The sequence below is a fragment of the Stenotrophomonas maltophilia group sp. vghtpe118 genome, assembly GCF_052605195.1.
On the sequence record NZ_CP199672.1, the window covers coordinates 232,188 to 258,049 of the forward strand.

Sequence of the window (25,862 nt, forward strand, 5' to 3'; positions counted from 1 at the left end):
CCCGACGATGTCGCACCCAACCTTCCTGTCCGGCCGTCGCAGCGGAATCTGCGCTGCCGCACTGCTGATCTCCACCTCCCTGCTGCTGGGCGGTTGCGCCGCAGGGCCCAATTCCGAAGCCAAGGCTGCCGAGACCAAGGAGGAGAAAAAGGTCGACGCCGTCCCGGTCGAAGTGGCGGTGGCCAGCCATCGTGCCGTCGCGGCCAGCTACACCGGTACCGCTGCACTGGAGCCACGCGCCGAGTCGCAGGTGGTCGCCAAGACCTCCGGCGTAGCCCTGGCGGTGCTGGTCGAGGAAGGGCAGCGGGTCACCGCCGGCCAGCCGCTGGTGCGGCTGGACCCGGATCGTGCACGCCTGGCCGTGGCGCAGAGCGAAGCGCAGATGCGCAAGCTGGAAAACAACTACCAGCGCGCACAGAAGCTGGTCGGCCAGCAGATGGTCAGCGCCGCCGATGTCGACCAGCTGCGCTACGACCTGGAGAACGTCCGTGCGCAGTACCGCCTGGCCACGCTGGAGCTGTCCTACACCACGGTCGTGGCACCGATCTCGGGTGTGATCGCCTCACGCTCGATCAAGACCGGCAACTTCGTGCAGATCAATACACCGATCTTCCGCATCGTCGACAACTCGCGGCTGGAGGCCACCCTCAACGTACCCGAACGTGAGCTGGCCACCCTGCGTGCCGGCCAGCCGGTGACGCTGGCGGCCGACGCACTTCCGGGCCAGAGCTTCACCGGCACCGTTGACCGCATCGCGCCGGTGGTGGACTCGGGCAGCGGCACGTTTCGCGTGGTCAGTGCCTTCGATGGCGCCGCCCACGCGCTGCAGCCCGGCATGTTCGGCCGCATCCGCATCGATTACGACCAGCGTGCCGATGCGCTGGTGGTGCCGCGCCTGGCGTTGCTCGATGACGGTGAACCTGCGGTGTTCCGCGTGCGCGAAGGCAAGGTCGCACGCGTTCCGGTCAAGCTGGGTTACGCCGAGGGCCCGTGGGTGGAGATCCGTGATGGCCTGGCGGCCGGTGATCAGGTGGTCACCGCCGGCAAGGTCGCCCTGCGCGACGGCACCACGGTGCAGGTGATTGCCGATCCGAAGGCGAAGGCGGTCGCGGCGGCCGCCAAGCCCGCAGACAAGGCCGGGAGCAAGCAATGACTGCCGCGGGCCACGACCACGGTGCCTCGCCGGCGAGCGACGGCGCCGCCGCCGGCATGCGCGGCGGCCTGGTGGAATTCGCCACGCGCCGCCGCGTGACCATCGCCATGTGCACGGTCACCCTGCTGCTGTTCGGCCTGATCGCGCTCGGCAACCTCAAGGTCAACCTGCTGCCCGACCTGAGCTACCCGACGCTGACCGTGCGCACCGAATACACCGGTGCGGCGCCGACCGAAATCGAAACCCTGATCACCCAGCCGGTTGAAGAAGCGGTGGGCGTGGTCAAGAACCTGCGCAAGCTGAAGTCGGTCTCGCGCACCGGCCAGAGCGATGTGGTGCTGGAGTTCGCCTGGGGCACCAACATGGACCAGGCCAGCCTGGAGGTGCGCGACAAGATGGAAGCGCTGAACCTGCCACTGGAGGCCAAGGCCCCGGTGCTGCTGCGCTTCAATCCGTCCACCGAGCCGATCATGCGCCTGGTGCTGTCCAACAAGGTCGCGCCGACCAGCGATGCCGATGCGGTCCGCGAGCTGACCGGCCTGCGCCGCTATGCCGATGAAGACCTGAAGAAGAAGCTGGAGCCGGTCACCGGCGTGGCAGCAGTGAAGGTGGGCGGTGGCCTGGAAGACGAGATCCAGGTCGACATCGACCAGCAGAAGCTGGCGCAGCTGAACCTGCCGATCGACACCGTCATCAAGCGTCTCAAGGACGAGAACATCAACATCTCCGGCGGCCGCCTGGAAGAGGGCTCCCAGCGCTTCCTGGTGCGTACCGTCAACCAGTTCGCTGACCTCGAGGAAATCCGCAACCTGCTGGTCACCACCCAGGCCGCCAACGGCAGCGCAGCGGATTCGGCGCTGCAGCAGATGTTCAACATCGCCGCGTCGACCGGTTCGGCGGCAGCCATCGCGGCGGCGTCGGCGGCACAGAGCGCATCATCCGGCGGCGGCTCCAGCGTGGTCGCCAACGGCGTGCCGGTGCGCCTGAAGGACGTGGCCACCGTGCGCCAGGGCTACAAGGAGCGCGAAGCGATCATCCGCCTGGGCGGCAAGGAGGCGGTCGAGCTGGCCATCTACAAGGAAGGCGACGCCAACACCGTGTCCACCGCCGAAGCGCTGCGCAAGCGCCTGGAGCAGATCAAGGGCACGTTCCCGTCCGATGTCGAGCTGACCACCATCGAGGACCAGTCGCGCTTCATCGAGCACGCCATCGCCGACGTCAAGAAGGACGCGGTGATCGGTGGCCTGCTGGCGATCCTGATCATCTTCCTGTTCCTGCGCGATGGCTGGAGCACGTTCGTGATCAGCCTGTCGTTGCCGGTATCGATCATCGCCACGTTCTTCTTCATGGGCCAGCTCGGCCTGAGCCTGAACGTGATGTCGCTGGGTGGCCTGGCATTGGCCACCGGCCTGGTGGTGGATGACTCGATCGTGGTGCTGGAGAGCATCGCCAAGGCTCGTGAGCGTGGCCTGGGCATCCTGCAGGCGGCGATCGCCGGCACCCGTGAAGTGAGCATGGCGGTGGTCGCCTCGACCCTGACCACCATCGCCGTGTTCCTGCCGCTGGTGTTCGTCGACGGCATCGCCGGGCAGCTGTTCCGCGACCAGGCGCTGACCGTGGCGATCGCCATCGCGATCTCGCTGCTGGTGTCGATGACCCTGATCCCGATGCTGAGCTCGCTGAAGGGGCGGCCACCGCTGGCGTTCCCGGAAGAGGCGCCGAACGCAGCATGGCAGCCGCAGAAGCGCTGGCAGAAGCCGGTCGCGCTGGGCCGCCGTGGCGTGGTTGCCAGCGCGCGCTGGAGCTTCTATGCGCTGGCCTGGCTTGTCGTGCGCGTGTGGCGTGGCGTGGTGGCAGTGGTCGGCCCGGTGATGCGCAAGGCCAGTGATCTGGCGATGAAGCCCTATGCAGGCGCCGAGCGAGGCTACCTGCGCCTGCTGCCGAGTGCGCTGGCGCATCCCGGCAAGGTGCTGGGCGTGGCAGCCATCATCTTCGTGGCGACCATGGCGCTGGTACCGATGCTTGGCGCGGACCTGATTCCGCAGCTGGCGCAGGACCGGTTCGAAATGACGGTGAAGCTGCCGGCCGGCACGCCGCTGAAGCAGACCGATGCGCTGGTGCGCGAGCTGCAGCTGGCGCACGGCAAGGGGGAGGGCGTGGCCTCGCTGTATGGCGTCAGTGGCAGCGGCACCCGGCTGGATGCCAGTCCGACCGAAAGCGGTGAGAACATCGGCAAGCTGACTGTGGTGATGGAAGGTGGTGGCAACGCGCGCACCGAAGCAGCAATCACCGAGCGCCTGCGCGGCACCATGAGCCAGCACCCGGGCGCCCAGGTCGACTTCGCGCGGCCGGCATTGTTCAGCTTCTCCACGCCGTTGGAAATCGAACTGCGCGGGCAGGACATGGCCACCCTGGAAGTGGCCGGGCAACGCCTGGCGGCGATGCTGCGCGGCAATGCGCACTACGCCGACGTGAAATCGACGGTGGAAGAGGGCTTCCCGGAAATCCAGATCCGCTTCGACCAGGAACGCGCGGGTGCGCTGGGCCTGACCACCCGCCAGATCGCCGACGTGGTGGTGAAGAAGGTGCGCGGCGACGTCGCCACCCGCTACAGCTTCCGTGATCGCAAGATCGACGTGCTGGTGCGTGCCCAGGAAGGTGACCGCGCCAGCGTCGAGAGCATCCGCCGGCTGATCGTCAATCCGGGCAGCAGCCGCCCGGTCACCCTGGACGCGGTGGCCGACGTGGTCGCCACCACCGGCCCCAGCGAGATCCATCGTGCCGACCAGACCCGGGTGGCGGTGGTATCGGCCAACCTGCGCGACATCGACCTCGGCGCAGCCATGCGCGAAGTGCAGCAGATGGTGGCCGAGCAGCCGCTGGGCGCGGGCGTTGGCCTGCACATCGGTGGCCAGGGCGAGGAACTGGCGCAGGCGGCGAAGTCGCTGATCTTCGCCTTTGGACTGGCGATCTTCCTGGTCTACCTGGTGATGGCCTCGCAGTTCGAGTCGCTGCTGCACCCGTTCGTGATCCTGTTCACCATCCCGCTGGCGCTGGTCGGCGCGATCCTGGCGCTGATGCTGACCGGCAAGCCCATCTCGGTGGTGGTGTTCATCGGCCTGATCCTGCTGGTCGGCCTGGTCACCAAGAACGCGATCATCCTGATCGACAAGGTCAACCAGCTGCGCGAAGCCGGCGTGGCCAAGCATGAGGCGCTGGTGGAAGGTGCGCGTTCGCGCCTGCGGCCGATCATCATGACCACGCTGTGCACGCTGTTCGGCTTCCTGCCGCTGGCGGTGGCGATGGGCGAGGGCGCCGAAGTGCGTGCACCGATGGCGATCACCGTGATCGGTGGCCTGCTGGTGTCGACGCTGCTGACGCTGCTGGTGATCCCGGTGGTGTACGACCTGATGGATCGTCGCGGCGACGCCTACTACCGTGAGCGCGGCCGCAAGCATGCCGGTGAAGGCCTGCATGGCGACGAGGGCGGCACGGCAGGTGTGGAGGAGCCGGCATGAGCGTTGCCGAGTTCTCCATCCGCCGCCCGGTCACCACCATCATGTGCTTCGTGTCGCTGGTGGTGATCGGCCTGATCGCTTCGTTCCGGCTGCCGTTGGAGGCGCTGCCGGACATCTCCGCGCCGTTCCTGTTCGTGCAGATCCCATACACCGGTTCGACGCCCGAGGAAGTGGAGCGGACCATCATCCGCCCGGTCGAGGAGTCGCTGGCGACGATGACCGGCATCAAGCGCATGCGCTCATCGGCCACCTCCGAGGCGGCGCTGATCTACATCGAGTTCAGCGACTGGGACCGCGACATCGCCATTGCCGCGTCCGACGCGCGCGAGCGTATCGATGCGATCCGCAGCGACCTGCCCGACGACCTGCAGCGCTACAACGTGTTCAAGTGGTCCAGCAGTGACCAGCCGGTACTGAAGGTGCGGCTGGCCAGCACCACCGACCTGACCACTGCCTATGACATGCTCGACCGTGAGTTCAAGCGGCGCATCGAGCGCATCCCGGGTGTGGCCCGCGTCGATATCACCGGTGCACCGCCGAACGAGGTGGAGATCGCCATCGATCCGAACCGGCTCAACGCGCATGGGTTGAGCATCAACGAGCTGAGCGAGCGCCTGCGCACGCTGAACTTCTCGATCTCGGCCGGTCAGATCGACGACAACGGCCAGCGCGTGCGCGTGCAGCCGGTGGGCGAGATCACCGACCTGCAGGAAATGCGCGACCTGGTGATCAACGCCAAGGGCCTGCGCCTGGGCGATATCGCCGACGTGCGCCTGAAGCCTGCACGTATGAACTACGGGCGCCGCCTGGACGGCAACCCGGCGGTGGGCCTGGATATCTTCAAGGAGCGCAGTGCCAACCTGGTGGACGTCTCGCGTGCGGCGCTGGCCGAAGTCGAGGCGATCCGCGCGCAGCCGTCGATGCGCGACGTGCAGATCAAGGTGATCGACAACCAGGGCAAGGCAGTGACCTCGTCACTGCTGGAGCTGGCCGAAGCCGGTGCGGTCGGCCTGATCCTGTCGGTGACGGTGCTGTTCTTCTTCCTGCGCCATTGGCCGTCGACGCTGATGGTGACCCTGGCCATTCCAATCTGCTTCACCATCACCCTGGGCTTCATGTACTTCGTCGGGGTGACGCTGAACATCCTGACCATGATGGGCCTGCTGCTGGCCGTGGGCATGCTGGTCGACAACGCCGTGGTGGTGGTGGAGAGCATCTACCAGGAGCGCGAGCGCATGCCGGGGCAGCCACGGCTGGCCTCGATCATCGGCACCCGCAACGTGGCCATCGCGCTCAGCGCCGGTACGCTGTGCCACTGCATCGTGTTCGTGCCGAACCTGTTCGGCGAGACCAACAACATCAGCATCTTCATGGCGCAGATCGCGATCACCATCTCGGTCTCGCTGCTGGCCTCGTGGCTGGTCGCGGTCAGCCTGATTCCGATGCTGTCCGCACGCATGGCCACGCCCAAGCTGGTGCACTCGCAGACCGGCCTGATCGCGCGCCTGCAGCGGCGCTATGCGCAGCTGCTGGACTGGTCACTGCATCACCGCGGTTGGAGCCTGCTCGGCATCCTGCTGGTGGTGCTGGTCAGCCTGGTGCCGATGAAGCTGACCAAGGTCGACATGTTCGGTGGCGAGGGCGGCAAGGACATCTTCATCGGCTACATGTGGAAGGGCGCCTACACCTACCGGCAGATGTCCGAGGAAGTGGCGCGCGTGGAGAGCTGGATCGACCAGAACCGCGAGCGCCTGCACGTCAAGCAGGTGTACTCCTGGTACAGCGAGCAGGAAGGCAGCTCCACGGTGGTCACCCTGGACGAGAAGTACGCCAAGGACATCAAGGCGCTGCAGGAAGAGTTGCGCAAGGGCCTGCCGAAGTCCGCCCGCACCGACTATTTCGTCGGCAACCAGGGCGGCGATGGTGGGGGTGGCGGCAACCAGGGCGTGCAGGTGCAGCTGGTGGGCGATTCCAGCTCGATGCTGCAGGAGATCGGCCAGGAAGTGGTGCCGTTGCTGGCGCAGCGTGCCGAACTGCGGGACGTGCGCATCGACAATGGCGAGAAGGGCGGCGAGCTGAAGGTGCGCGTCGACCGTGAGCGTGCCGCAGCGTTCGGCTTCAACGCCGAACAGGTGGCCAGCTTCGTCGGCCTGGCGCTGCGCGGCGCACCGATGCGCGAGTTCCGCCGCGGTGACAATGAAGTGCCGGTGTGGGTGCGCTTTGCCGGCGCCGAGCAGAGCAGCCCGGAAGACCTGGCCGGTTTCAGCGTGCGTACCGGCGATGGCCGCAGCGTGCCGCTGCTGAGTCTGGTCACCGTGGACGTTGGTTCGTCGGCCACCCAGATCGGCCGTACCAACCGTCAGACGACATTGACCATCAAGGCCAACCTGGCCGGGAAGGTCACCGCACCGGACGGGCGCAAGGCGATAGAGGCCGTGCTCAAGCCGATGAACTTCCCGGCCGGCTACGGCTTCACCTTCGATGGCGGCGACTACGGCAACGATGATGAAGCCATGCAGCAGATGGTGTTCAACCTGCTGATCGCGCTGGTGATGATCTACGTGGTGATGGCGGCGGTGTTCGAGTCGCTGCTGTTCCCGGCGGCAATCATGAGTGGCGTGCTGTTCTCGATCTTCGGCGTGTTCTGGCTGTTCTGGATCACCGGCACCTCGTTCGGGATCATGTCCTTCATCGGCATCCTGGTGCTGATGGGCGTGGTGGTGAACAACGGCATCGTGATGATCGAGCACATCAACAACCTGCGGCGCAGCGGCATGGGCCGTACCCAGGCGCTGGTGGAAGGCTCACGCGAACGCCTGCGCCCGATCATGATGACCATGGGCACGGCGATCCTGGCGATGGTGCCGATCTCGCTGACCGACACGCAGATGTTCGGCAATGGCCCGGAGTACTCGCCGATGGCGCGTGCGATTGCCGGCGGCCTGGCGTTCTCGACCGTGGTCAGCCTGCTGTTCCTGCCGACGATCTACGCGGTGCTCGATGACCTGCGTAATGCCGTGACGCGCCTGATCCGCCGTGCGCGTGGAGTGGAAATGGTAGAGCCGGGCGCTGCCCGGCTGTAACGCACGTCAACGTGTTGTGGTGTGGGGGAGGCCGGTCGTAGTGGGGCGGTCTCCCCCTTTTTTTGCTCGCCGCGTCTGCTTGCCTCTGTAGAGCCGAAGGCAGCGGCAGGAGCCGCTGCCAACGTCGCTTGCGACGGCCCGGAGGGTGTCGGCCAGGACGGCCGGCATAGCCATGCTCGGCTGCTGTTCGCCGCGTTGCGGCATCGCCCGGGCATGGGCTCGGGCGCTACAGATTCTGTGGCCGGTTGAGGCTTACCCCGCCACCTTGCCCCACACCTTGAACGTGGTCAGCCACAGGCCGAGCATGCTGCCGATGTTGGTCAGCATGAAGGTCAGCACCACGCGGGTAACGCGATTGCGGTACCAGCCCTTCAGGCTCTGCGCATCGTCGCGCAGCTTCAGGAAGTCCTCGTAGGCTGGCTTGCGCACACGCGCTTCCACCAGTGCCGAGAAGGCGCCGGTCGGGATGCTCAGGCGGAACGGCTTGAACGGGGCCACCGCGATCGCGGTGAGGATGCTCAGCGGGTGACCGCCGGCCAGAAGGCAGCCCAGGCCGGCCAGGCCGCCGGTATACATCGCCCAGGTTGCCAGCAGCTCGGTGCCTACGCCCAGGCCGCCGCGGTAGAAGCCTACGCCGATGCCGGTCGCCACGATCGCCAGGATGCCCAGCGTGAACCACGGGATGTTGCGCTTCTTCGGCACCGCCTCCAGCTCGGCGCGCAGCGGCGCCGGTGCCTCGGTGTCGGTTTCCAGGTGGCGTGCCAGACCCGCCAGGTGGCCGGCTCCGACCACTGCCAGCACTTCGCGCTGGTGCGGGTCGTGTTCTTCGCGCAGGCGGGTGGCCATGTAGCGGTCGCGCTCGCCGATGATGGTTTCGTACAGCGCCGGGCTCTCGCTGGCGAACTCACCGAAGCTCGATTCCAGCATGTCGCCCTGTTTGAGCTTCTCGATCTCGTTCTCGCCCACTTCCTCGGACGAGAACAGGCCGGCGCCGAGGCCGGCAACCAGCTTCAGCTTGCCGAAGAAGCCCAGCCGTTGCGACGCGCGGCGGAAGGTCAGGCCAACCTCGCGGTCGATCAGGTGCACCGGCAGGTTGCGTTCGCGGGCGAGTTCCACCGCACGTTTCAGCTCGGCACCGGGCTCGATGTCGAGTTGCTCGGCCAGGCGGCGCTGATAGGCGGACAGAGCCAGGTTGGCGGCGAACAGGGCGACGCGGCCCTTGCGGATCACCTCGACCAGGTCGAGCTTGGCGAGTGTGTCGGGGTCGCTCAGCGCCTGCAGGCGCTGCGGGTCCAGCTCGACGGCAACGGCATCGAAGCGGCCGCTGTCGATGGCTTTTTCAACGGCCTCGACGCTGGCGCGGGAGACGTGGGCGGTGCCCAGCAGGGTGTAGCGCACGCCGTCGCGTTCGACGACGCGCACCGGCTGGCCGGCGAACAGGTCGTCGCCGGTCTCGGGAAGGGTTTCGGTCATGGGTTCATTCATTGGAGGGTGCGGTGTCGGCGCCATCGCCGAGCGCGCGCTGCATCTGTACGGTGTCCAGCCAGCGGCCATGCTTGCGGCCGAGGCCACGGAACACGCCCACCAGCTCGAATCCGAAGCGTTCGTGCAGCTTGATCGAGGCGGTGTTGGTCGGTTCGCCGATCACCGCCACCATCTGCCGGTAGCCACGTGCCACGCAGGCGTCGATCAAGGCCTGCAGCAGGCCGGTGCCGACACCCTTGCCCTGGAACGCGGCATCGACGTAGACCGAGTTCTCCACGGTCCACTGGTAGGCAATGCGGGTGCGATAGGTGTTGGCATAGGCATAGCCAGCCACCTGACCGTCGATCTCGGCGACCAGGTAGGGGAAGCCACGATCGATGATGTCGCGCATGCGGCGCAGCATCTCGGTCGCGTCCGGGATGTCGTACTCGTAGGTGTTGACGAAATCGGTCACTTCCACCGCGTAGATGGCGGTGATCGCGTCGATGTCGGCCGGGCCGGCATCACGGATGAGGACGGCCATGCGCGGGCTCCGGCTCAGTCGATGTAGCGCTTGAGCAGGTCGCCGTATGCATCGATGCGGCGATCGCGCAGGAACGGCCAGATGCGCCGCACATGCTCGCTGCGCTGCAGGTCGACGTCGCACAGCAGCACGGTGGCCTCGGTGCCGGCCTCGGCCAGGAACTCGCCCTGCGGGCCGAGCACGTGGCTGTTGCCCCAGAACTGGATGCCCGACGCGCCCAGCGGCGACGCCTCGTGGCCGACGCGGTTGCAGCTCAGCACCGGCAGGCCGTTGGCCACGGCGTGGCCACGGTGGCTCAGCACCCAGGCGTCGCGCTGGCGGGTCTTCTCGTCCTGCACGTCGTCCGGGTCCCAGCCGATCGCGGTCGGGTACAGCAGCAGCTCGGCGCCGGCCAGCGCCATCAGGCGCGCCGCTTCCGGGTACCACTGGTCCCAGCACACCAGCACGCCCAGGCGGCCCACCGAAGTGTCGATCGGCTTGAAGCCGATGTCGCCCGGGGTGAAGTAGAACTTCTCGTAGAAGCCCGGGTCGTCCGGGATGTGCATCTTGCGGTACTTGCCGAGCAGGCTGCCGTCCTTTTCAAACACCACCGCGGTGTTGTGGTACAGGCCGGCAGCGCGGCGCTCGAACAGCGAGCCGACCAGCACCACGCCATGCTTCTTCGCCAGTGCGCCCAGGCGCTCGGTGCTTGGGCCCGGAATGGATTCGGCCAGGTCGAATTCGTCCACCGATTCGTGCTGGCAGAAATACGGGCCGTTGTGCAGTTCCTGCAGCAGCACCAGCTTGGCACCCTGCGCAGCCGCCTCGGCCACGCGTGCTTCGATCACCGCCAGGTTGGCGGCGGCATCACCGTGGTTGCGCTCCTGGATCAGGGCGACGGTAAGGGGGCTGCGCGAGTTCATGCGGGGCGTTCCTGCGGGGGAAAACCTGCATGTTAGCGCGGATGGGCGGCGACGGCGTGTTGCGCGCTGAATGGGTGATGGTCGTGCCGGCCGCTGGCCGGCATCCCCATCAATCCGTCAGGCATTGCCTGGTTGCCGGCCAGCGGCCGGCACTCCCTTTTCTCAGACCTTCAACAACCCGGCCGGCAGCTGCATGGTGATGCAGTGCAGGCTGCCGTTCTGCCAGATCAGCGAGCGGCAAGGCACCTGCACGATCTCGCGACCCGGATGCGCCTGGGCCAGCACATCACGGGCCAGGTCGTCGGCCGGGTCGCCATAGGCCGGCATCAGCACCGCGCCGTTGACGATCAGGTAGTTGGCGTACGACGCAGCAAGACGGCGGCCTTCGTCGATCACCGGCCGCGCCCACGGCAGCGGGAACAGGCGATACGGCTGGCCGTCCTTGGTGCGCAGCGCGGCCAGCTCATTGCCCATTGCCTGCAGCTCGGCGTAGTGCGAATCGCTCTCGTCGTCGCAGGCCTGGTAGACGATGCTGTCAGCGGAGGCGAAGCGGGCGAGGGTGTCGATGTGGGCGTCGGTGTCGTCGCCTTCCAGGTAGCCGTGATCCAGCCACAGCACGCGGTCCTGCTGCAGCCAGTCGGCCAGGTCTGCGCTCAGGCTGGCGCGGTCGCGGTCCGGGTGGCGTTCGTGCAGGCACTTCCAGGTGGTCAGCAGGGTGCCTTCGCCGTCGGTCTCGATGCCACCGCCTTCCAACGCGAACGGAATGCTGCGCACCGGGGCGTCGTTGAACACGCCAGCCTGGTCGAGCACGCCCACCAGCTGGTCATCCAGGGTGGCGTCGAACTTGCCGCCCCAGCCAGTGAAGCGGAAGTCCAGCAGCTGGAAACCGCCGTCGGCGCGGCGCAGGGTGATCGGGCCGGAGTCGCGCAGCCAGGTATCGTCGTAGGCGGCCGTGGTGAAGTGGACCTTGTCCATGTCGATGCGGTTGGAGCGCAGCCGCATTTCGGCATAGGTCTCCACATCGTCGTCGGCCACGCAGATCAGCACCGGCTGGAAGCGGGTGATGGCCGCGACCAGGGCGATGTAGGTCTCTTCCACCTGGCCCAGGCGGTCGGCCCAGTCGGTGTCGGCGGTGGGCCAGGCAATCAGGACGCCGCTCTGGGCTTCCCACTCGGCAGGAAAACGAAGGGTCTGGTTCATGGTCTCGCTACACAGGCCCGCCCACGGCGGGTAAAGGGATCAACGGATCGGTGGTTTCGGGCCGATTTCGTTCGGGTCCGCCTGGTTGGCCACCACGTCGATCACCTTCTGCTTCTCGAAGTAGACGGTGAACTGCGGGTACACCCAGCGGTTGATGGTCGGCCACTGCCGCTTCTGCCCGCCACGCGGCTGCAGTTGTTCGCTGGGCGCGCCGAACTGCGCCTGCACCTGCTGCATGCTCTGGCCGCGCACGGGCAGGGCACCGGCCGGCTTCTCGCGGGCACGGTCGACAAGCAGGGTATCGGCCAGTGCCGGTGTGGCGGCGGCCAGGGTGGCCATTACGGCCAGGGCGGACAGGTAACGCTTCATCTCGATCTACTCCCCAGTGGTCAAGAAAGGCGATTACAGCAAAAACGGCAGGAAAAAGCCGCATAAACAAAAAACCGCCCGAAGGCGGTTTCTTGCATCGGGTCGGCCCCGCGTAGGGCCAGCCGCAGCCGGAAGGCTGTGAGGCTTAGCGCTGACGCGCCTTGAAACGCGGGTTCGACTTGCAGATGACGAAGATCTTGCCACGACGACGCACGACCTTGCAGTCACGGTGACGGGCCTTCGCCGACTTCAGGGAGGACAGGACTTTCATGGCATACCTCGGCGTAAACAGTAGTTGTTCGGGTGGAGCGTGGCCGCGATATGCGAAAGACAATCGGCAGTTGACGCTCGTTCAAGCCCGCCATTCTACCGGGCTTTTCCTCATGGTTTCAAGTGGTTGCACAAAAGATCCCGCTGGGGGCGTCTGGCAGGGGCTAGAATGGCCTCTTCACACGCTCTGGGACCCCCATGAATCCACTCGCTCCCGTCCTGACCATCGACGGCCCATCCGGGGCCGGCAAGGGTACCATCAGCCGCATCATCGCGCGCAGGCTGGGCTGGCATTACCTGGATTCGGGCGCGCTGTACCGGGCGGTGGGCGTGGCCGCAAGCTGGGCCGACATCGACACCTCCGACGCCTCCGCGCTGGTCCGCTGCACCTTTGACACTCACGTTCAGTTTGTCGATCAGGGCGATGCCATGCGGGTCATGGTCAACGGCACCGATGCCACCGACGAGCTGCGCCTGGAGACCACCGGGGCGCTGGCCTCGGCCATTGCCGCCATCCCGGAGGTCCGGGCCGCCTTGAAGGAGCGGCAGCGCGCATTCAGGGAACTGCCAGGCCTGGTCGCCGACGGCCGCGACATGGGCACGGTGATCTTTCCGGACGCCCCCTACAAGGTCTTCCTGACCGCCAGTGCCGAGGAGCGCGCCGAGCGCCGGCATAAGCAGTTGAAAGACAAGGGGGTTTCTGTTAACTTTGATGACCTCCTGCGCGAGATCATGGCCCGCGACGCCCGTGATGCTCAGCGTACCGTGGCGCCCCTGAAGCCGGCAGACGATGCTGTCCTCATCGACACCACAGGCATCGGCATCGATGATGTCGTTGCCCGAGTGATGGATCTGCTTCCGGTTCCGGCTGCCTGATCCGTTCGCGCGGGAGCACTGCCAGCCGCATCGGCAGTGGTCGCGCATAGCAGTGCTGTACCAGCCCCGTCGCGCAATGATGCGTGGCGGTTTTCCTACTACACACGACCTGCGTTTCCGGGGTCGACCAACAGGCGGGCGGTCGCCATTCCCCTGAAGTGGACGCCACCGACCCATGTGTCCAACAGAGTAAATCTAATGACCGAATCATTTGCCGAACTGTTTGAAGCCAGCCAGGCCAACCTGGCCAAGCTGAAGCCGGGCGCCATCGTCAGCGGTACCGTTGTTGAAGTCCGCGGCGACGTCGTGGTGATCAACGCTGGCCTGAAGTCCGAAGGCATCGTGCCGATCGAACAGTTCCGTAACGACGCTGGCGAAATCGACGTCGCCGAAGGCGACATCGTCAAGGTCGCCCTCGACTCGATCGAGAACGGCTTCGGCGAAACCGTCCTGTCGCGCGAGAAGGCCAAGCGCGCGATGGTGTGGGACGAGCTGGAAGAAGCGTTGGAGAAGAACGAAACCATCACCGGCCGCATCAGCGGCAAGGTCAAGGGTGGTTTCACCGTGGACATCAAGGATGTCCGCGCCTTCCTGCCGGGTTCCCTGGTCGATGTGCGCCCGGTGCGCGATCCGGCCTACCTGGAAGGCAAGGAACTCGAGTTCAAGCTCATCAAGCTGGACCGCAAGCGTAACAACGTCGTGGTCTCGCGCCGCGCTGTCGTCGAAAGCGAGCACTCGGAAGAGCGCGAGCAGCTGATGGACAAGCTGCAGGAAGGCGCGATCCTGAAGGGTGTCGTCAAGAACCTGACCGATTACGGCGCGTTCGTGGATCTGGGCGGTATCGACGGCCTGCTGCACATCACCGACATGGCGTGGAAGCGCGTGCGTCACCCGTCGGAAGTCGTGAACGTCGGCGACGAGCTGGACGTCCGCGTGCTGAAGTTCGACCGCGAGCGCAACCGCGTTTCGCTGGGCCTGAAGCAGCTGGGCGAGGATCCGTGGGACAACATCGGCCGTCGTTACCCGGCCAACAGCCGCGTCTTCGGCAAGGTCTCCAACGTCACCGATTACGGCGCGTTCGTTGAGATCGAGCCGGGCGTCGAAGGCCTGGTGCACGTCTCCGAGATGGATTGGACCAACAAGAACGTCAACCCGTCCAAGGTTGTCCAGGTGGGTGATGAAGTCGAAGTGATGGTGCTGGACGTCGATGAAGAGCGTCGCCGCATCTCGCTGGGCATGAAGCAGGTTGCCGCCAATCCGTGGGAAACCTTCGCTGCCACCCACAAGAAGGGTGACAAGGTGTCGGGCCAGATCAAGTCGATCACCGACTTCGGCATCTTCATCGGCCTGGACGGCGGCATCGACGGCCTGGTCCACCTGTCCGACATCAGCTGGAACACCACCGGCGAAGACGTCGTTCGCAACTTCAAGAAGGGCGATACCCTGGACGCCGTCGTCCTGGCCGTCGATCCGGAGCGCGAGCGCATCTCCCTGGGCGTGAAGCAGCTGGAGCAGGATCCGTTCGGCCAGTACATGGCTGCCAATCCGAAGGGTTCCAAGGTCGAAGGCGTGGTGAAGGAAGTCGACGCCAAGGGCGCGATCATCGAGCTGGCTGACGGCATCGAAGGTTACGTCTCGGCCCGCGACATCGCCAACGAGCGCGTTGACGACGCCACCCAGCACCTGAAGGTCGGCGACAAGGTCGAAGCCAAGTTCGTGGGCATGGACCGCAAGGGCCGTACCCTGCAGCTGTCGATCAAGGCCAAGGACGACGCTGAAATGCGCGAAGTGCTGGAGGAATACCAGTCCTCTTCGGCTTCCAGCGGCACCACCCAGCTGGGCGCGCTGCTGCGTGCACAGCTGAACGGCAACAAGTCCGAGTAATCGGCCTTAGGCTGTTTGATGTTTCCTGGACGGCCCGGGCATTGCCCGGGCCGTTTCAGGCTGAGATGCCCCTGATGTGAGCCGGTAATGACCAAATCCGAACTGATCGAAATCCTTGCGCGCCGCCAGGCGCACCTGAAGGCCGATGATGTCGATCTGGCGGTGAAGTCGTTGCTGGAAATGATGGGCGGATCGCTGTCCGCCGGGGATCGCATCGAAATCCGTGGATTTGGCAGCTTCTCGCTGCACTATCGTCCGCCGCGCCTGGGTCGCAACCCGAAGACCGGCGAATCGGTTGCCCTGCCGGGCAAGCATGTCCCCCATTTCAAGCCGGGCAAGGAACTGCGCGAGCGGGTCAGCAGTGTGCTGCCGCTGGACGCCGATCCGGCCTGAGCCTGCCGTCGCGCCACCGCGTGCGAATCCAGCCGCGAGTCGGATAAGCTACGGACTCCTGCCACTGGAGCTGTCGCATGAAGGTTTTTCGTCTGCTGGTCCTGCTGGCGGTACTCATTCTTGGGTTGATCATCGGTGCCATGAACATGGACGAGATGACCATCAACCTTGTTTTCACCCAACTGAAGACCTCGGTCGGCGTGGCAATCATTGCCGCATTGCTGATCGGCGTCATCGTCGGTGCTGGCCTGGTGCTGGTGAGCGTGGTCATTCCGCTCTACGGCCAGCTGCGTCGCGCCAACAAGTCCGCTGCCGCTTCGCCGGCACCGGTTGCTTCCCCCCAATCTTTTGATGGACGTTGATCGAAGATGGATTTCGTCACCGAGTGGTTCTGGTTCTTCCTGTTCGTACCGCTGGCCGCACTGGCCGGCTGGGTGATCGGGCGGCGTGGTGGCCAACGCCACGGTGACAGCCAGGTCAGCCGCCTGTCGAGCACCTATTTCCGTGGCCTGAACTACCTGCTCAACGAGCAGCCGGACAAGGCCATCGAGCTGTTCCTGCACATCGCCGAGCTGGACAAGGAAACCTTCGAGACCCAGGTCGCGCTGGGCCATCTGTTCCGCCGTCGTGGCGAGGTCGACCGCGCCATCCGCCTGCACCAGGGCCTGGTCAATCGCCATGACCTGAGTGACGCACAACGCGTGCAGGCCCTGCTGGCCCTGGGCGAGGACTACATGAAGTCCGGCCTGCTGGACCGTGCCGAGACCGTGTTCACCGAGCTGGCCCAGCTGGATCAGCGCGCACCGCAGGCGCTCAAGCACCTGATCGGCATCTACCAGGCCGAGCGTGACTGGGAAAAGGCGATCGACAACGCCACCCGTTTCGAGGATGTCACCGGCGAGCCGATGGGCAAGCTGATCGGGCAGTTCGAGTGCGAACTGGCCGAGCGATTCCGTGGCGCCGGCAAGCTGGAAGAGGCGAGGGCAGCGATCGCCCGCGCCTATCAGGCCGACGCGATGTCGGTGCGCGCCGGCATCATCGAGGGCCGGTTGGAAACCGACGCAGGCAATCCTGAGGCCGCCGTGCGCGCCTTCGAGCGCGCCGCGCGCAACGATCCCGAATACCTGCCGGAACTGCTGCCGGCGTTGATGCAGAACTATCGCAAGGTGGGCGATCTGGCAGGTGCGCGCGCGTTCCTGTCGGAGATGACCGAGCATTACCGTGGCATTGCCCCGGTGCTGGCGCTGACCCGGCTGATGGAGGAGCAGGAAGGCGTGGCCCCGGCGCGTGCCTACCTCGGCCGCCAGCTGAAGGATCGCCCGTCGGTGCGTGGCGAGTCCGCGCTGATCGACCTCACCCTCGCCGAGGGCGCCGATTCCACCGCCACCCTGCATGACCTCAAGCACATCACTGACCAGCTGCTGGTGCGTAACCCGGCCTATCGCTGCACCCGCTGCGGCTTCGGTGCGCGTACCCACCACTGGCAGTGCCCGAGCTGCAAGGAGTGGGGAACGGTCAAGCCACTGCTGAACTACGCGGTGCTCTGATCTATGCCCTGGCTTGTGATGGGCGCGCTGCTGGGGCTCGCCCTGCTGAGTGCGGTGCTGACCTGGGCTGCACGTGGCTATGCGCTGCGCCAGCAGTTGATGGACCAGCCCGGCGAACGCCGCAGCCATAGCGTCGCTACACCGCGCGGTGGCGGCATCGCCATCGTCATCAGCCTGCTGGTGACTGCAGCCGTGGCCATCTGGGCCTGGCCCGAGAGCACGCCGACAGTACTGGTGGCCAGCCTTGGGCTGGTGCTGGTGGCCGGTATCGGCTGGTGGGACGACCACAGGCCCCTGCCAGCGATGCGTCGCCTGCTGGTGCATTTCATCGCCGCGACGCTGCTGGCCGGCCTGGTGAAGGTGAATGGCGGCAGCTGGCTGTTGGCGGCGCTGGTGCTGCTGTTCACCGCCTCACTGATCAACATCTGGAATTTCATGGACGGCATCAACGGCATTGCCGCCAGCCAGGCCGTCGTGGCGATGCTGGGGCTGGCGCCGGTGCTGCCGTGGCCGTACTCGCTGGCTGCCGTGGCCCTGGGCCTGGCCTGCCTTGGATTCCTGCCGTTCAACTTCCCTCGGGCCCGGATCTTCATGGGCGATGTCGGAAGCGGCGCGTTGGGGTACGCGGTCGCAGCGGTGCTGGCGCTCGCCAGCGTGCGTACCGATATCAACTGGATCCTGCTGCTGGTCCCGGTTTCGCCGTTCCTCGTGGACGCGGGCTTCACACTGCTGGCGCGCATCATTTCGGGACAACGCTGGATGGAACCCCATACCCAGCACGTCTACCAGCGCGCGGTGCAGGCAGGAGCCAGTCACCCCCAGGTGACAGGGATGTACTTTGCTTTGGGCCTGTTCAGTATTACAGTGTTCAATGTCTGCTCCAATTTGCAGCCGAGGTGGGAGGCTGCCGTGGCGATCGCGTGGTTCACCGCGCTGAGCGTCCTCTGGCTCCTCCTGCGCAATGGAATGCGCTACCGACAAGGAAATACCTGACTTATGGCTTCACCCTGGCGGGACAGAATCCTCGGCCTGATGCCGCGTTCGGCCATCGTCTGCCACGACCTCTTCATGGTCTGGGCATGCTGGCAGTTGCTCCATGCAGGGCGTTACTCGATCCTGCCCAACGCTCCGGCGCTGCCCCTGTGGAACGTCGATACCACCCTGGTGCTGCTGCTGCAGGGCCTGGTGTTCTGGCGCGTGGGCCTGTATCGCGGGCTATGGCGGTTCGCCAGCGTCAGCGACCTGCTGAACATCTTCAAGGCCAGCTTCATCGGCATGGTCGCCATCGTCCTGGTGCTGATGTGGAAGCGCTTCGACGGCGTGCCGATGTCGGTGCTGGTGATCTACCCGTTCGCGCTGTCGGCCCTGCTGGGCGCACCGCGCCTGCTGTACCGGGCCTGGAAGGATTACCAGGCACTGCAGTCCGATTCCAGCGCCCGCCGCGTGCTGATCCTCGGCGCTGGCCAGGCGGCGGAAACACTGGTGCGCGACCTGCGTCGTTCCGGCAACTTCGAGCCGGTCGGGCTGCTCGACGATGCACCGCACCTTCGGGGTGCCAAGCTGCAGGGCCTGCCGATCCTCGGCACCCTGGATGACGCCCCGACGGTGGTCCGCGAGACCGCTGCCAAGCTGCTGGTCATTGCCATGCCGTCACTGGACGCCGCAGGCATGCAGCGCGTTGTCGCGATCTGCGAAAGCACCGGTGTGCCGTTCCGTACCGTGCCCAAGCTCAGCGACATCCTGCAGGGCCAGTCGCTGCCGGGCCAGCTGAAGGAAGTGGCGATCGAAGACCTGCTGGGCCGCAAGCCGATCATGCCGGACTGGAACCTGATCCGCGGCTGGTTGGGTGGGCGCACTGTGATGGTTACCGGCGCCGGTGGTTCGATCGGCTCGGAGCTGTGCCGCCAGTGCGCGCGGCACGGTGCTGGTCGCATCATCCTGCTGGAGATCAGTGAACTGCTGTTGTTGACCATCGAAGGCGAGCTGCGGCGCAGCTTCCCCGATGTCGAGATCGAGGCGGTGCTGGGCGACTGTGGCGACCCTGCCGTGATCCGCCACGCGCTGTCACTGCACCCGGTCGATACCGCCTTCCATGCCGCCGCCTACAAGCACGTGCCGGTGCTGGAGCGCCAGCTGCGCGAAGCGGTGCGCAACAACATCCTGGCGACCGAGAACGTCGCCCGCGCGTGCCTGGAAGCCCGCGTGGAGCATTTCGTGTTCATTTCCACGGACAAGGCGGTCGACCCGGTCAATGCGCTGGGTGCGAGCAAGCGCTACGCCGAGATGATCTGCCAGAGCCTGGACCAGAAGTCCACGCACACCCGTTTCGTCACGGTGCGCTTCGGCAACGTGCTGGCGTCGGCCGGCAGCGTGGTGCCGCTGTTCCGCGAGCAGATCCTGCGCGGTGGTCCGGTCACGGTCACCGACCCGGAAGTCAGCCGTTACTTCATGACCATCCCCGAGGCCTGCCAGCTGATCCTGCAGGCGGCCGCGTCGGCGTCGCATGGTGCGATCTACACCCTGGACATGGGCGAGCCGGTGCCGATCCGCGTGCTGGCCGAGCAGATGATCCGCCTGACCGGCAAGCAGCCGTACAAGGACATCCAGATCATCTACACCGGCCTGCGCCCGGGCGAGAAGCTGCACGAGACCCTGTTCTATTCGGACGAAGACTACCGTTCGACCGCCCACCCGAAGATTCTCGAGGCCGGCGTGCGTACGTTCTCGCGCGACCTGGTGCTGGGCAATGTTCCGCGCCTGCGCGAGGCGATTGCCAGCTACGACACTGCCAGCATCCAGGAAATCCTGTTTGCGACGATGCCGGAATTCTCGCCAATCGAACAGGATGCTTACATTTCATCCGCTAAAGTCGTGCCCTTTCCGGCACGTGAGGCAAACAGGCACCAATGAGCAAGCGAATTCGCAAGGCAGTTTTCCCGGTGGCAGGACTGGGAACGCGTTTTTTGCCAGCAACCAAGACTGTGCCGAAGGAGATGCTGCCGATCATTGATCGGCCGCTGATCCAGTACGCCGTTGATGAAGCCATCGAAGCCGGCTGCGACACGCTGGTGTTCATCACCAACCGCTACAAGCACGCGGTCGCCGATTATTTCGACAAGGCCTACGAGCTGGAGCAGAAGCTCGAGCGCGCCGGCAAGCAGGAGCAGCTGGAGCTGATCCGGCATGTGCTGCCCAATGGCGTGCGCGCGATCTTCGTGACCCAGGCCGAGGCGCTGGGCCTCGGGCACGCAGTACTGTGTGCCAAGGCTGTGATCGGTGACGAGCCGTTCGCGGTGCTGCTGCCCGACGATCTGATCTGGAACCGCGGTGCCGGTGCGCTGAAGCAGATGGCCGACCTCAATGAAGCCAGCGGTGCCAGCGTGATCGCGGTCGAAGACGTCCCGCACGAAAAGACCGCCAGCTACGGCATCGTCGCCACTGAGGCGTTCGATGGCCGCAAGGGCCGCATTTCGCAGATCGTCGAGAAGCCGAAGCCGGAGGACGCGCCGAGTGACCTGGCAGTGGTCGGCCGCTACGTGCTGAGCCCGAAGATCTTCGAGCTGCTGGAACAGACCCGGACTGGTGCCGGCGGTGAGATCCAGCTGACCGATGCGATTGCCGAGCTGCTGAAGACCGAAGAAGTCGATGCCTATCGTTTCGAGGGCACCCGCTTCGACTGCGGTACGCACCTGGGGCTGGTGGAGGCGACGATCCGCTTCGCGCTGGACAACCCGAAGCTGGCCGGCCCCGCGCGGGAGAAGCTGGCGGCGATGCTGGCGGAGTAAGGGATTTAGCAAGCGCTCCGTCAGCGCTTTGATTGATACATGGGGGAGGGGGCGGATGGCCCTCTCCAAAACACGCCAAAGCCCTTCCATGGTGCTCGATGGCGCCATCCCTGGCGCCAACGGTTTTGGAGAGGGCCATCCGCCCCCTCTCGACAGTTTCCTGCGGGCGCGGACGGGAAGGGCGGAATCAAAGGCAGAAGCAAAAGCAAAAAAGGCAGCCATAGGCTGCCTTTTTTGCTTGTTGGGGTCAGAGCCCTTTGCGTAGCAAAGGGCTCTGACCCCGGCTCTTGCCTTGCCTTTGCTCACCCTTCCGCCGAGCGGAATGCCGGGTGGCGCGGGTGGGTGAGGCTGACCGGGACTGTCAGCGGCATGGATGCCGCTGCCAAGCCCCCAGGGACGGGTTTACGGCGTGTCCCGGGCAGCCTCACCCACCCGGGCCCCACAGCCAACCAACAATCAGCCGGAAACGCTTTGAACCTTACAGCGCCTCGAAAATACCCGCCGCACCCATGCCGGTGCCGATGCACATCGTCACCATGCCGTACTTCTGCTGGCGACGACGCAGGCCGTGCAGCAGGGTCGCGGTACGGATCGCGCCGGTCGCGCCCAGCGGATGGCCCAGGGCGATCGCGCCGCCCAGCGGGTTGACCTTGCTCGGGTCCAGGCCGCAATCGCGGATCACTGCCAGCGACTGCGCGGCGAAGGCTTCGTTCAGTTCAATCCAGTCCAGCTGGTCCTGGGTCAGGCCGGCCTGCTTCAGGGCCTTCGGGATCGCGGCGATCGGGCCGATGCCCATCACTTCCGGGCGCACGCCGGCCACCGAGAAGCTGACGAAACGGGCCAGCGGGGTCAGGCCGTAGTCCTTGATCGCCTGCTCCGAGGCCAGCAGCACGGCACCGGCGCCATCGCTCATCTGCGACGAGTTGCCGGCGGTGACGGTGCCGCCGAACTGGCCGTTGCGGAACACCGGGCGCAGCTTGGCCAGGCCTTCAGCGGAGGAGTCCGGGCGCGGGCCCTCGTCGGTGTCGGCGATCTTGTTGCGGGTGATGATGCGCTGGCCGTCGGCCAGGTCCGGCAGGTGCGAGACGATCTCGTACGGGCTGATTTCGTCCTTGAACTCGCCGTTCTGGATCGCGGCCATGGCCTTCTGGTGCGAGGCCAGGGCGAACGCGTCCTGGTCTTCGCGCGAGACCTTCCACTCTTCGGCCACCTTCTCGGCGGTGATGCCCATGCCGTAGGCGATGGCGACGTGGTCGTTGTCGAACACGCTCGGTGCCATGGCGATCTTGTTGCCCATCATCGGCACCATCGACATCGACTCGGTGCCGCCGGCCAGCATCAGGTCGGCGTTGCCCAGGCGGATCGCGTCGGCGGCCTGCGCCACGGCCTGCAGGCCAGAGGAGCAGAAGCGGTTCACGGTCTGTGCGGCGATGGTGTTCGGCAGGCCGGCCAGCAGCACGCCGATGCGCGCCACGTTCATGCCCTGCTCGGCTTCCGGCATGGCGCAGCCGATGATGGCGTCATCGATGCGGTTGACGTCCACGCCCGGGGCCTGGGCGACGACGCTGCGCAGCACGTGCGCAAGCATGTCGTCGGGGCGGGTGTTGCGGAACATGCCCTTGGGCGCCTTGCCAACCGGGGTACGGGTGGCGGCGACGATGTAGGCGTCCTGGATTTGCTTGGTCATTGCAGTGATCTCTTGAATAGGGGTTGGAAGAGGTTGCCGGCCAGCGGCCGGCACTACCGATGTCTTCCGTCAGTTCCGCAGCGGCTTGCCGGTCTTGAGCATGTGCGCGATGCGGGCCTGGGTCTTTTCCTGCTGGGCCAGTTCGACGAAGTGCTTGCGCTCCAGGGTCAGCAGCCACTCTTCGTCGACCAGGGTGCCGCGATCGACCTTGCCGCCGCACAGCACGGTGGCGATGCGCTCGGCGATCTCGTAGTCGTACGGGCTGATGAAACGGCCTTCCAGCATGTTGACCAGCATCATCTTGAAGGTGGCGATACCCACGTCACCGGCGACCTGGATGCGGCGTGCCGGCAGCGGCGGACGGTAGCCGGCTTCGGCCAGGGCGCGTGCTTCGGCCTTGGCGATGTGCAGGGCCTCGTAGCTGTTGAACACCACCTTGTCGGTGCTGCGCAGCAGGCCCAGCTCCTTGGCGTTGACCGCCGAGTTGGACACCTTGGCCATCGCCACGGTCTCGAAGGTCTTCTTCAGTTCGGCGAACACGTCGCCACCCGGGCCCGCAGCCTGCGAGGCGCGCACCGCCAGTTCCTTCAGGCCGCCACCGGCCGGCAGCAGGCCGACACCGGCTTCGACCAGGCCGATGTAGCTTTCCAGGAAGGCCACGGTCTTGGCGCTGTGCATCTGGAACTCGCAGCCACCACCCAAGGCCAGGCCGCGCACGGCGGCCACCACCGGCACCAGCGAGTACTTGATGCGCTGGCTGGTGCGCTGGAAGTTGGCGACCATCTCTTCGAACTGGTCGACCTTGCCGGCCTGCAGCAGGCCCAGTGCACCGGCCAGGTCGGCACCGGCGGAGAAGGGTTCCTTCTGCTGCCAGATCACCAGGCCCTGGAAGTCCTTCTCGGCGCGGCTGACGCATTCCTGCAGGCCATCCAGCACTTGGTCGGACACGGTGTTCATCTTGGTCTTGAAGCTGACCACGGCGATGCCGTCAGCGTCGTGCCACATGCGCAGGCCGTCGTTCTCGAACACGGTCTCGCCCGGCGCGAACTTCTCGCCCAGCAGCGGATCCGGGAAGCGCTGGCGCTGGTACACCGGCAGCGACGAACGCGGCAGCTTGGCGTTGCGCGACGGGCTGTAGCTGCCCTCGGCGGCGTGCACGCCATCGCGGCCATCGAACACCCAGTCCGGCAGCGGTGCGTTGCTCATGCTCTTGCCGGCCACGATGTCATCGGCGATCCACTGCGCGACCTGCTTCCAGCCGGCGGCCTGCCAGGTTTCGAACGGGCCCAGCGACCAGCCGTAGCCCCAGCGGATGGCCAGGTCGACGTCGCGCGCGGTCTCGGCGATGTCGGCCAGGTGGTAGGCGCTGTAGTGGAACAGGTCGCGGAAGGTCGCCCACAGGAACTGCGCCTGCGGGTGCTGGCTTTCCCGCAGCTTGGCGAACTTCTCGGCCGGGTTCTTGATCTTCAGGATCTCGACCACTTCCGGGGCGGCGGTGCGGTCGGCCGGGCGGTAGTCCTGCTTCTCCAGGTCCAGCACGACGATGTCCTTGCCGACCTTGCGGAAAATGCCGGCGCCGGTCTTCTGGCCCAGCGCGCCCTTGGCAATCAGCGCGTCCAGCCACTTCGGCGACTTGAAGAATTCATGCCACGGGTCATTCGGCAGGGTGTCGCCCATGGTCTTGATGACGTGCGCCATGGTGTCCAGGCCGACCACGTCCGAGGTGCGGTAGGTGGCCGACTTCGGGCGGCCGACCAGCGGGCCGGTCAGGCCGTCCACTTCGTCGAAGCCCAGGCCGAACTGCTGGGTATGGTGGATGGTCGACAGGATCGAGAACACGCCGATGCGGTTGCCGATGAAGTTCGGGGTGTCCTTGGCGTACACCACGCCCTTGCCCAGGGTGGTGACCAAGAAAGCTTCCAGGCCTTCCAGCACGGCGGCATCGGTGGTGGTGGCCGGGATCAGCTCGGCCAGGTGCATGTAGCGCGGCGGATTGAAGAAGTGCACGCCGCAGAAGCGGTGGCGCAGCTGCTCGGGCAGCACGTCGGCGAGCTTGTTGATGCCCAGGCCCGAGGTGTTGGAGGCCAGCACCGCGTGGTCGGCCACGAACGGGGCGATCTTCTTGTACAGGTCCTGCTTCCAGTCCATGCGCTCGGCGATGGCCTCGATGATCAGGTCGCAGTCCTTCAGCTGCTCCAGGCCGGACTCGTAGTTTGCCGGGGTGATGGCTTCGGCAAGCGACTTGCTGGCCAGCGGCGCGGGACTCAGCTTGCCCAGGTTGGCGATCGCCTTCAGCACGATGCCGTCGGCCGGACCTTCCTTCGCAGGCAGGTCGAACAGCACGGTGTCGACGCCGGCGTTGGTGAGGTGGGCGGCGATCTGGGCACCCATGACGCCGGCACCCAGCACGGCGGCGCGGCGGACTAGCAGGGAATTGGACATGGTGTAGGGCCTTTGTTGGTCAGCAGTTACTGGGTGGAATCAAACGGAAGCGGGCAGGGCGCTGGCGCGTGCGGCGGCGCGGAACCCGGCTTCGGCGAAATGGATCAGTTCGTGGGCGGCATGGGCACGATGCGCCGCTTCGGTGACACCGGCGGGACGCTTGATCAGCCCGAAGTCGGCCATGGCATAGGTGAGCGAACCGGCCAGGAAGTCCAGGCGCCAGTACAACTCTTCCTTGCTCAGGCCGGGCACGCATTCGCCGATGGCCTTGCCGAATGCACGCAGCACGTGGCCGTAGTGGTCGGACAGGAACTTGCGCAGGTTGTCGTTCTTCTCGGCATAGGCGCGGGCGATCACGCGCACGAAGGCGCCGCCGTTCTGGCGGTCCTGGGCCAGCGCCAGGGCCGGCTCGACGAAGGCGGCCAGCACCGGGCGCAGTTCGCCAGGGTGCTCGGCGCGGGCGCGTTCGAGCTGAGACAGGCGGGCGCCGGTCATCTCGTCCATGCGGCGGCGGAATACCTCGTTGACCAGGTTTTCCTTGGAACCGAAGTGGTAGTTGACCGCCGCGATGTTGACGTCGGCCTGGCTGGTGACCTGGCGCAGCGAGGTGCCGGCGAAGCCGTGCTGTGCGAACAGCTCCTCGGCCGCGCCGAGGATCCGGTCCTTGGTCGAGAAGTGTGCGGGCTTGGCCATCGGTGGGCGGACCTTAATCAAACGATTGTTTGATACTAGAACCAGACGGTAG

The 25,862-nt window shown here is 65.9% G+C and carries 20 protein-coding genes; 11 read left to right on the plus strand and 9 right to left on the minus strand.

The window, feature by feature from the left end; genetic code table 11:
* Positions 1-7: 7 nt before the first annotated feature.
* The 3 genes from ACUDTM_RS01230 to ACUDTM_RS01240 are packed head-to-tail and all read left to right on the plus strand — an operon-like array spanning position 8 to position 7,754.
* The gene (locus ACUDTM_RS01230) at positions 8-1,153 is read left to right on the plus strand and encodes an efflux RND transporter periplasmic adaptor subunit (RefSeq protein WP_049411461.1); all 1,146 of its coding nucleotides are present in this window, start codon (positions 8-10) and stop codon (positions 1,151-1,153) included.
* Positions 1,150-4,671, plus strand: a complete 3,522-nt coding sequence (locus ACUDTM_RS01235) for an efflux RND transporter permease subunit (protein ID WP_445391067.1) — start codon at positions 1,150-1,152, stop codon at positions 4,669-4,671. The genes ACUDTM_RS01230 and ACUDTM_RS01235 overlap by 4 nt, the downstream gene beginning before the upstream one ends.
* Positions 4,668-7,754, plus strand: a complete 3,087-nt coding sequence (locus tag ACUDTM_RS01240; RefSeq protein ID WP_065185171.1) for an efflux RND transporter permease subunit — start codon at positions 4,668-4,670, stop codon at positions 7,752-7,754. The genes ACUDTM_RS01235 and ACUDTM_RS01240 overlap by 4 nt, the downstream gene beginning before the upstream one ends.
* Positions 7,755-8,006: 252 nt before the next feature.
* Here the strand turns inward: ACUDTM_RS01240 and ACUDTM_RS01245 are convergent, their stop codons facing one another.
* From ACUDTM_RS01245 to ykgO, 6 genes are all read right to left on the minus strand, one after another.
* The gene (locus ACUDTM_RS01245) at positions 8,007-9,227 is read right to left on the minus strand and encodes a TraB/GumN family protein (protein ID WP_088496762.1); all 1,221 of its coding nucleotides are present in this window, start codon (positions 9,225-9,227) and stop codon (positions 8,007-8,009) included.
* Positions 9,228-9,231: 4 nt separating this feature from the next.
* Positions 9,232-9,762: a GNAT family N-acetyltransferase gene (locus tag ACUDTM_RS01250; RefSeq protein WP_005416225.1), complete on the minus strand. Its 531-nt coding sequence runs from the start codon at positions 9,760-9,762 to the stop codon at positions 9,232-9,234.
* Positions 9,763-9,776: 14 nt separating this feature from the next.
* On the minus strand, positions 9,777-10,664 hold the full coding sequence (locus tag ACUDTM_RS01255) for a carbon-nitrogen hydrolase (RefSeq protein WP_005416226.1): 888 nt from the start codon (positions 10,662-10,664) through the stop codon (positions 9,777-9,779).
* A 162-nt stretch (positions 10,665-10,826) separates the two neighbouring features.
* On the minus strand, positions 10,827-11,864 hold the full coding sequence (locus ACUDTM_RS01260; RefSeq protein WP_005416227.1) for an agmatine deiminase family protein: 1,038 nt from the start codon (positions 11,862-11,864) through the stop codon (positions 10,827-10,829).
* Between the two features lie 39 nt (positions 11,865-11,903).
* Complete coding sequence (locus tag ACUDTM_RS01265; RefSeq protein ID WP_227837998.1) at positions 11,904-12,203, minus strand: hypothetical protein; 300 nt, start codon at positions 12,201-12,203, stop codon at positions 11,904-11,906.
* A gap of 175 nt (positions 12,204-12,378) precedes the next feature.
* Positions 12,379-12,504, minus strand: a complete 126-nt coding sequence (gene ykgO, locus ACUDTM_RS01270; protein WP_005409283.1) for a type B 50S ribosomal protein L36 — start codon at positions 12,502-12,504, stop codon at positions 12,379-12,381.
* Positions 12,505-12,701: 197 nt separating this feature from the next.
* Between ykgO and cmk the strand changes: the two genes are divergently transcribed.
* The 8 genes from cmk (at position 12,702) to galU (ending at position 20,988) form a co-directional block, all read left to right on the plus strand.
* Entirely contained in the window at positions 12,702-13,379 is a 678-nt protein-coding gene (gene cmk, locus ACUDTM_RS01275; protein WP_445391068.1) for a (d)CMP kinase, read from the plus strand.
* 198 nt (positions 13,380-13,577) lie between these two features.
* A complete protein-coding gene (gene rpsA, locus ACUDTM_RS01280) occupies positions 13,578-15,263 on the plus strand; it encodes a 30S ribosomal protein S1 (RefSeq protein ID WP_005416230.1) in 1,686 nt (561 codons plus the stop codon).
* A gap of 87 nt (positions 15,264-15,350) precedes the next feature.
* Positions 15,351-15,656, plus strand: a complete 306-nt coding sequence (locus tag ACUDTM_RS01285; RefSeq protein WP_005409286.1) for an integration host factor subunit beta — start codon at positions 15,351-15,353, stop codon at positions 15,654-15,656.
* Positions 15,657-15,733: 77 nt separating this feature from the next.
* Positions 15,734-16,018 (plus strand): LapA family protein, encoded by a 285-nt coding sequence (locus ACUDTM_RS01290; protein ID WP_061477908.1) that lies wholly within the window; start codon positions 15,734-15,736, stop codon positions 16,016-16,018.
* A gap of 6 nt (positions 16,019-16,024) precedes the next feature.
* Positions 16,025-17,203: a lipopolysaccharide assembly protein LapB gene (gene lapB, locus ACUDTM_RS01295; RefSeq protein ID WP_005416232.1), complete on the plus strand. Its 1,179-nt coding sequence runs from the start codon at positions 16,025-16,027 to the stop codon at positions 17,201-17,203.
* A gap of 3 nt (positions 17,204-17,206) precedes the next feature.
* The gene (locus ACUDTM_RS01300; RefSeq protein ID WP_180868520.1) at positions 17,207-18,196 is read left to right on the plus strand and encodes an MraY family glycosyltransferase; all 990 of its coding nucleotides are present in this window, start codon (positions 17,207-17,209) and stop codon (positions 18,194-18,196) included.
* Between the two features lie 3 nt (positions 18,197-18,199).
* The gene (locus tag ACUDTM_RS01305; protein WP_032954120.1) at positions 18,200-20,113 is read left to right on the plus strand and encodes a polysaccharide biosynthesis protein; all 1,914 of its coding nucleotides are present in this window, start codon (positions 18,200-18,202) and stop codon (positions 20,111-20,113) included.
* Complete coding sequence (gene galU, locus ACUDTM_RS01310) at positions 20,110-20,988, plus strand: UTP--glucose-1-phosphate uridylyltransferase GalU (protein ID WP_072168277.1); 879 nt, start codon at positions 20,110-20,112, stop codon at positions 20,986-20,988. Before ACUDTM_RS01305 ends, galU begins: the two co-directional genes overlap by 4 nt.
* Before the next feature lie 478 nt (positions 20,989-21,466).
* On the opposite strand, the gene ACUDTM_RS01315 is transcribed toward galU, so the two are convergent.
* The 3 genes from ACUDTM_RS01315 to ACUDTM_RS01325 all read right to left on the minus strand — a co-directional run bounded on the left by ACUDTM_RS01315 (position 21,467) and on the right by ACUDTM_RS01325 (position 25,810).
* A complete protein-coding gene (locus ACUDTM_RS01315) occupies positions 21,467-22,675 on the minus strand; it encodes an acetyl-CoA C-acyltransferase (protein WP_005409292.1) in 1,209 nt (402 codons plus the stop codon).
* 69 nt (positions 22,676-22,744) lie between these two features.
* Positions 22,745-25,117 carry a 3-hydroxyacyl-CoA dehydrogenase/enoyl-CoA hydratase family protein gene (locus tag ACUDTM_RS01320; RefSeq protein ID WP_151354997.1) on the minus strand — a complete coding sequence of 791 codons (2,373 nt, stop codon included), beginning with the start codon at positions 25,115-25,117 and terminating at the stop codon, positions 22,745-22,747.
* Positions 25,118-25,156: 39 nt separating this feature from the next.
* A complete protein-coding gene (locus tag ACUDTM_RS01325) occupies positions 25,157-25,810 on the minus strand; it encodes a TetR/AcrR family transcriptional regulator (protein WP_061477903.1) in 654 nt (217 codons plus the stop codon).
* Between the last annotated feature and the right edge of the window lie 52 nt (positions 25,811-25,862).

Excerpts from the sequence above, each read along its gene's own strand:
- ACUDTM_RS01230 (WP_049411461.1), top strand. The coding sequence starts at position 8 with ATGTCGCACCCAACCTTCCTGTCCGGCCGTCGCAGCGGAATCTGCGCT.
- ACUDTM_RS01235 (WP_445391067.1), top strand. The coding sequence starts at position 1,150 with ATGACTGCCGCGGGCCACGACCACGGTGCCTCGCCGGCGAGCGACGGC.
- ACUDTM_RS01240 (WP_065185171.1), top strand. The coding sequence starts at position 4,668 with ATGAGCGTTGCCGAGTTCTCCATCCGCCGCCCGGTCACCACCATCATG.
- ACUDTM_RS01245 (WP_088496762.1), bottom strand. The coding sequence starts at position 9,227 with ATGACCGAAACCCTTCCCGAGACCGGCGACGACCTGTTCGCCGGCCAG.
- ACUDTM_RS01250 (WP_005416225.1), bottom strand. The coding sequence starts at position 9,762 with ATGGCCGTCCTCATCCGTGATGCCGGCCCGGCCGACATCGACGCGATC.
- ACUDTM_RS01255 (WP_005416226.1), bottom strand. The coding sequence starts at position 10,664 with ATGAACTCGCGCAGCCCCCTTACCGTCGCCCTGATCCAGGAGCGCAAC.
- ACUDTM_RS01260 (WP_005416227.1), bottom strand. The coding sequence starts at position 11,864 with ATGAACCAGACCCTTCGTTTTCCTGCCGAGTGGGAAGCCCAGAGCGGC.
- ACUDTM_RS01265 (WP_227837998.1), bottom strand. The coding sequence starts at position 12,203 with ATGGCCACCCTGGCCGCCGCCACACCGGCACTGGCCGATACCCTGCTT.
- ykgO (WP_005409283.1), bottom strand. The coding sequence starts at position 12,504 with ATGAAAGTCCTGTCCTCCCTGAAGTCGGCGAAGGCCCGTCACCGTGAC.
- cmk (WP_445391068.1), top strand. The coding sequence starts at position 12,702 with ATGAATCCACTCGCTCCCGTCCTGACCATCGACGGCCCATCCGGGGCC.
- rpsA (WP_005416230.1), top strand. The coding sequence starts at position 13,578 with ATGACCGAATCATTTGCCGAACTGTTTGAAGCCAGCCAGGCCAACCTG.
- ACUDTM_RS01285 (WP_005409286.1), top strand. The coding sequence starts at position 15,351 with ATGACCAAATCCGAACTGATCGAAATCCTTGCGCGCCGCCAGGCGCAC.
- ACUDTM_RS01290 (WP_061477908.1), top strand. The coding sequence starts at position 15,734 with ATGAAGGTTTTTCGTCTGCTGGTCCTGCTGGCGGTACTCATTCTTGGG.
- lapB (WP_005416232.1), top strand. The coding sequence starts at position 16,025 with ATGGATTTCGTCACCGAGTGGTTCTGGTTCTTCCTGTTCGTACCGCTG.
- ACUDTM_RS01300 (WP_180868520.1), top strand. The coding sequence starts at position 17,207 with ATGCCCTGGCTTGTGATGGGCGCGCTGCTGGGGCTCGCCCTGCTGAGT.
- ACUDTM_RS01305 (WP_032954120.1), top strand. The coding sequence starts at position 18,200 with ATGGCTTCACCCTGGCGGGACAGAATCCTCGGCCTGATGCCGCGTTCG.
- galU (WP_072168277.1), top strand. The coding sequence starts at position 20,110 with ATGAGCAAGCGAATTCGCAAGGCAGTTTTCCCGGTGGCAGGACTGGGA.
- ACUDTM_RS01315 (WP_005409292.1), bottom strand. The coding sequence starts at position 22,675 with ATGACCAAGCAAATCCAGGACGCCTACATCGTCGCCGCCACCCGTACC.
- ACUDTM_RS01320 (WP_151354997.1), bottom strand. The coding sequence starts at position 25,117 with ATGTCCAATTCCCTGCTAGTCCGCCGCGCCGCCGTGCTGGGTGCCGGC.
- ACUDTM_RS01325 (WP_061477903.1), bottom strand. The coding sequence starts at position 25,810 with ATGGCCAAGCCCGCACACTTCTCGACCAAGGACCGGATCCTCGGCGCG.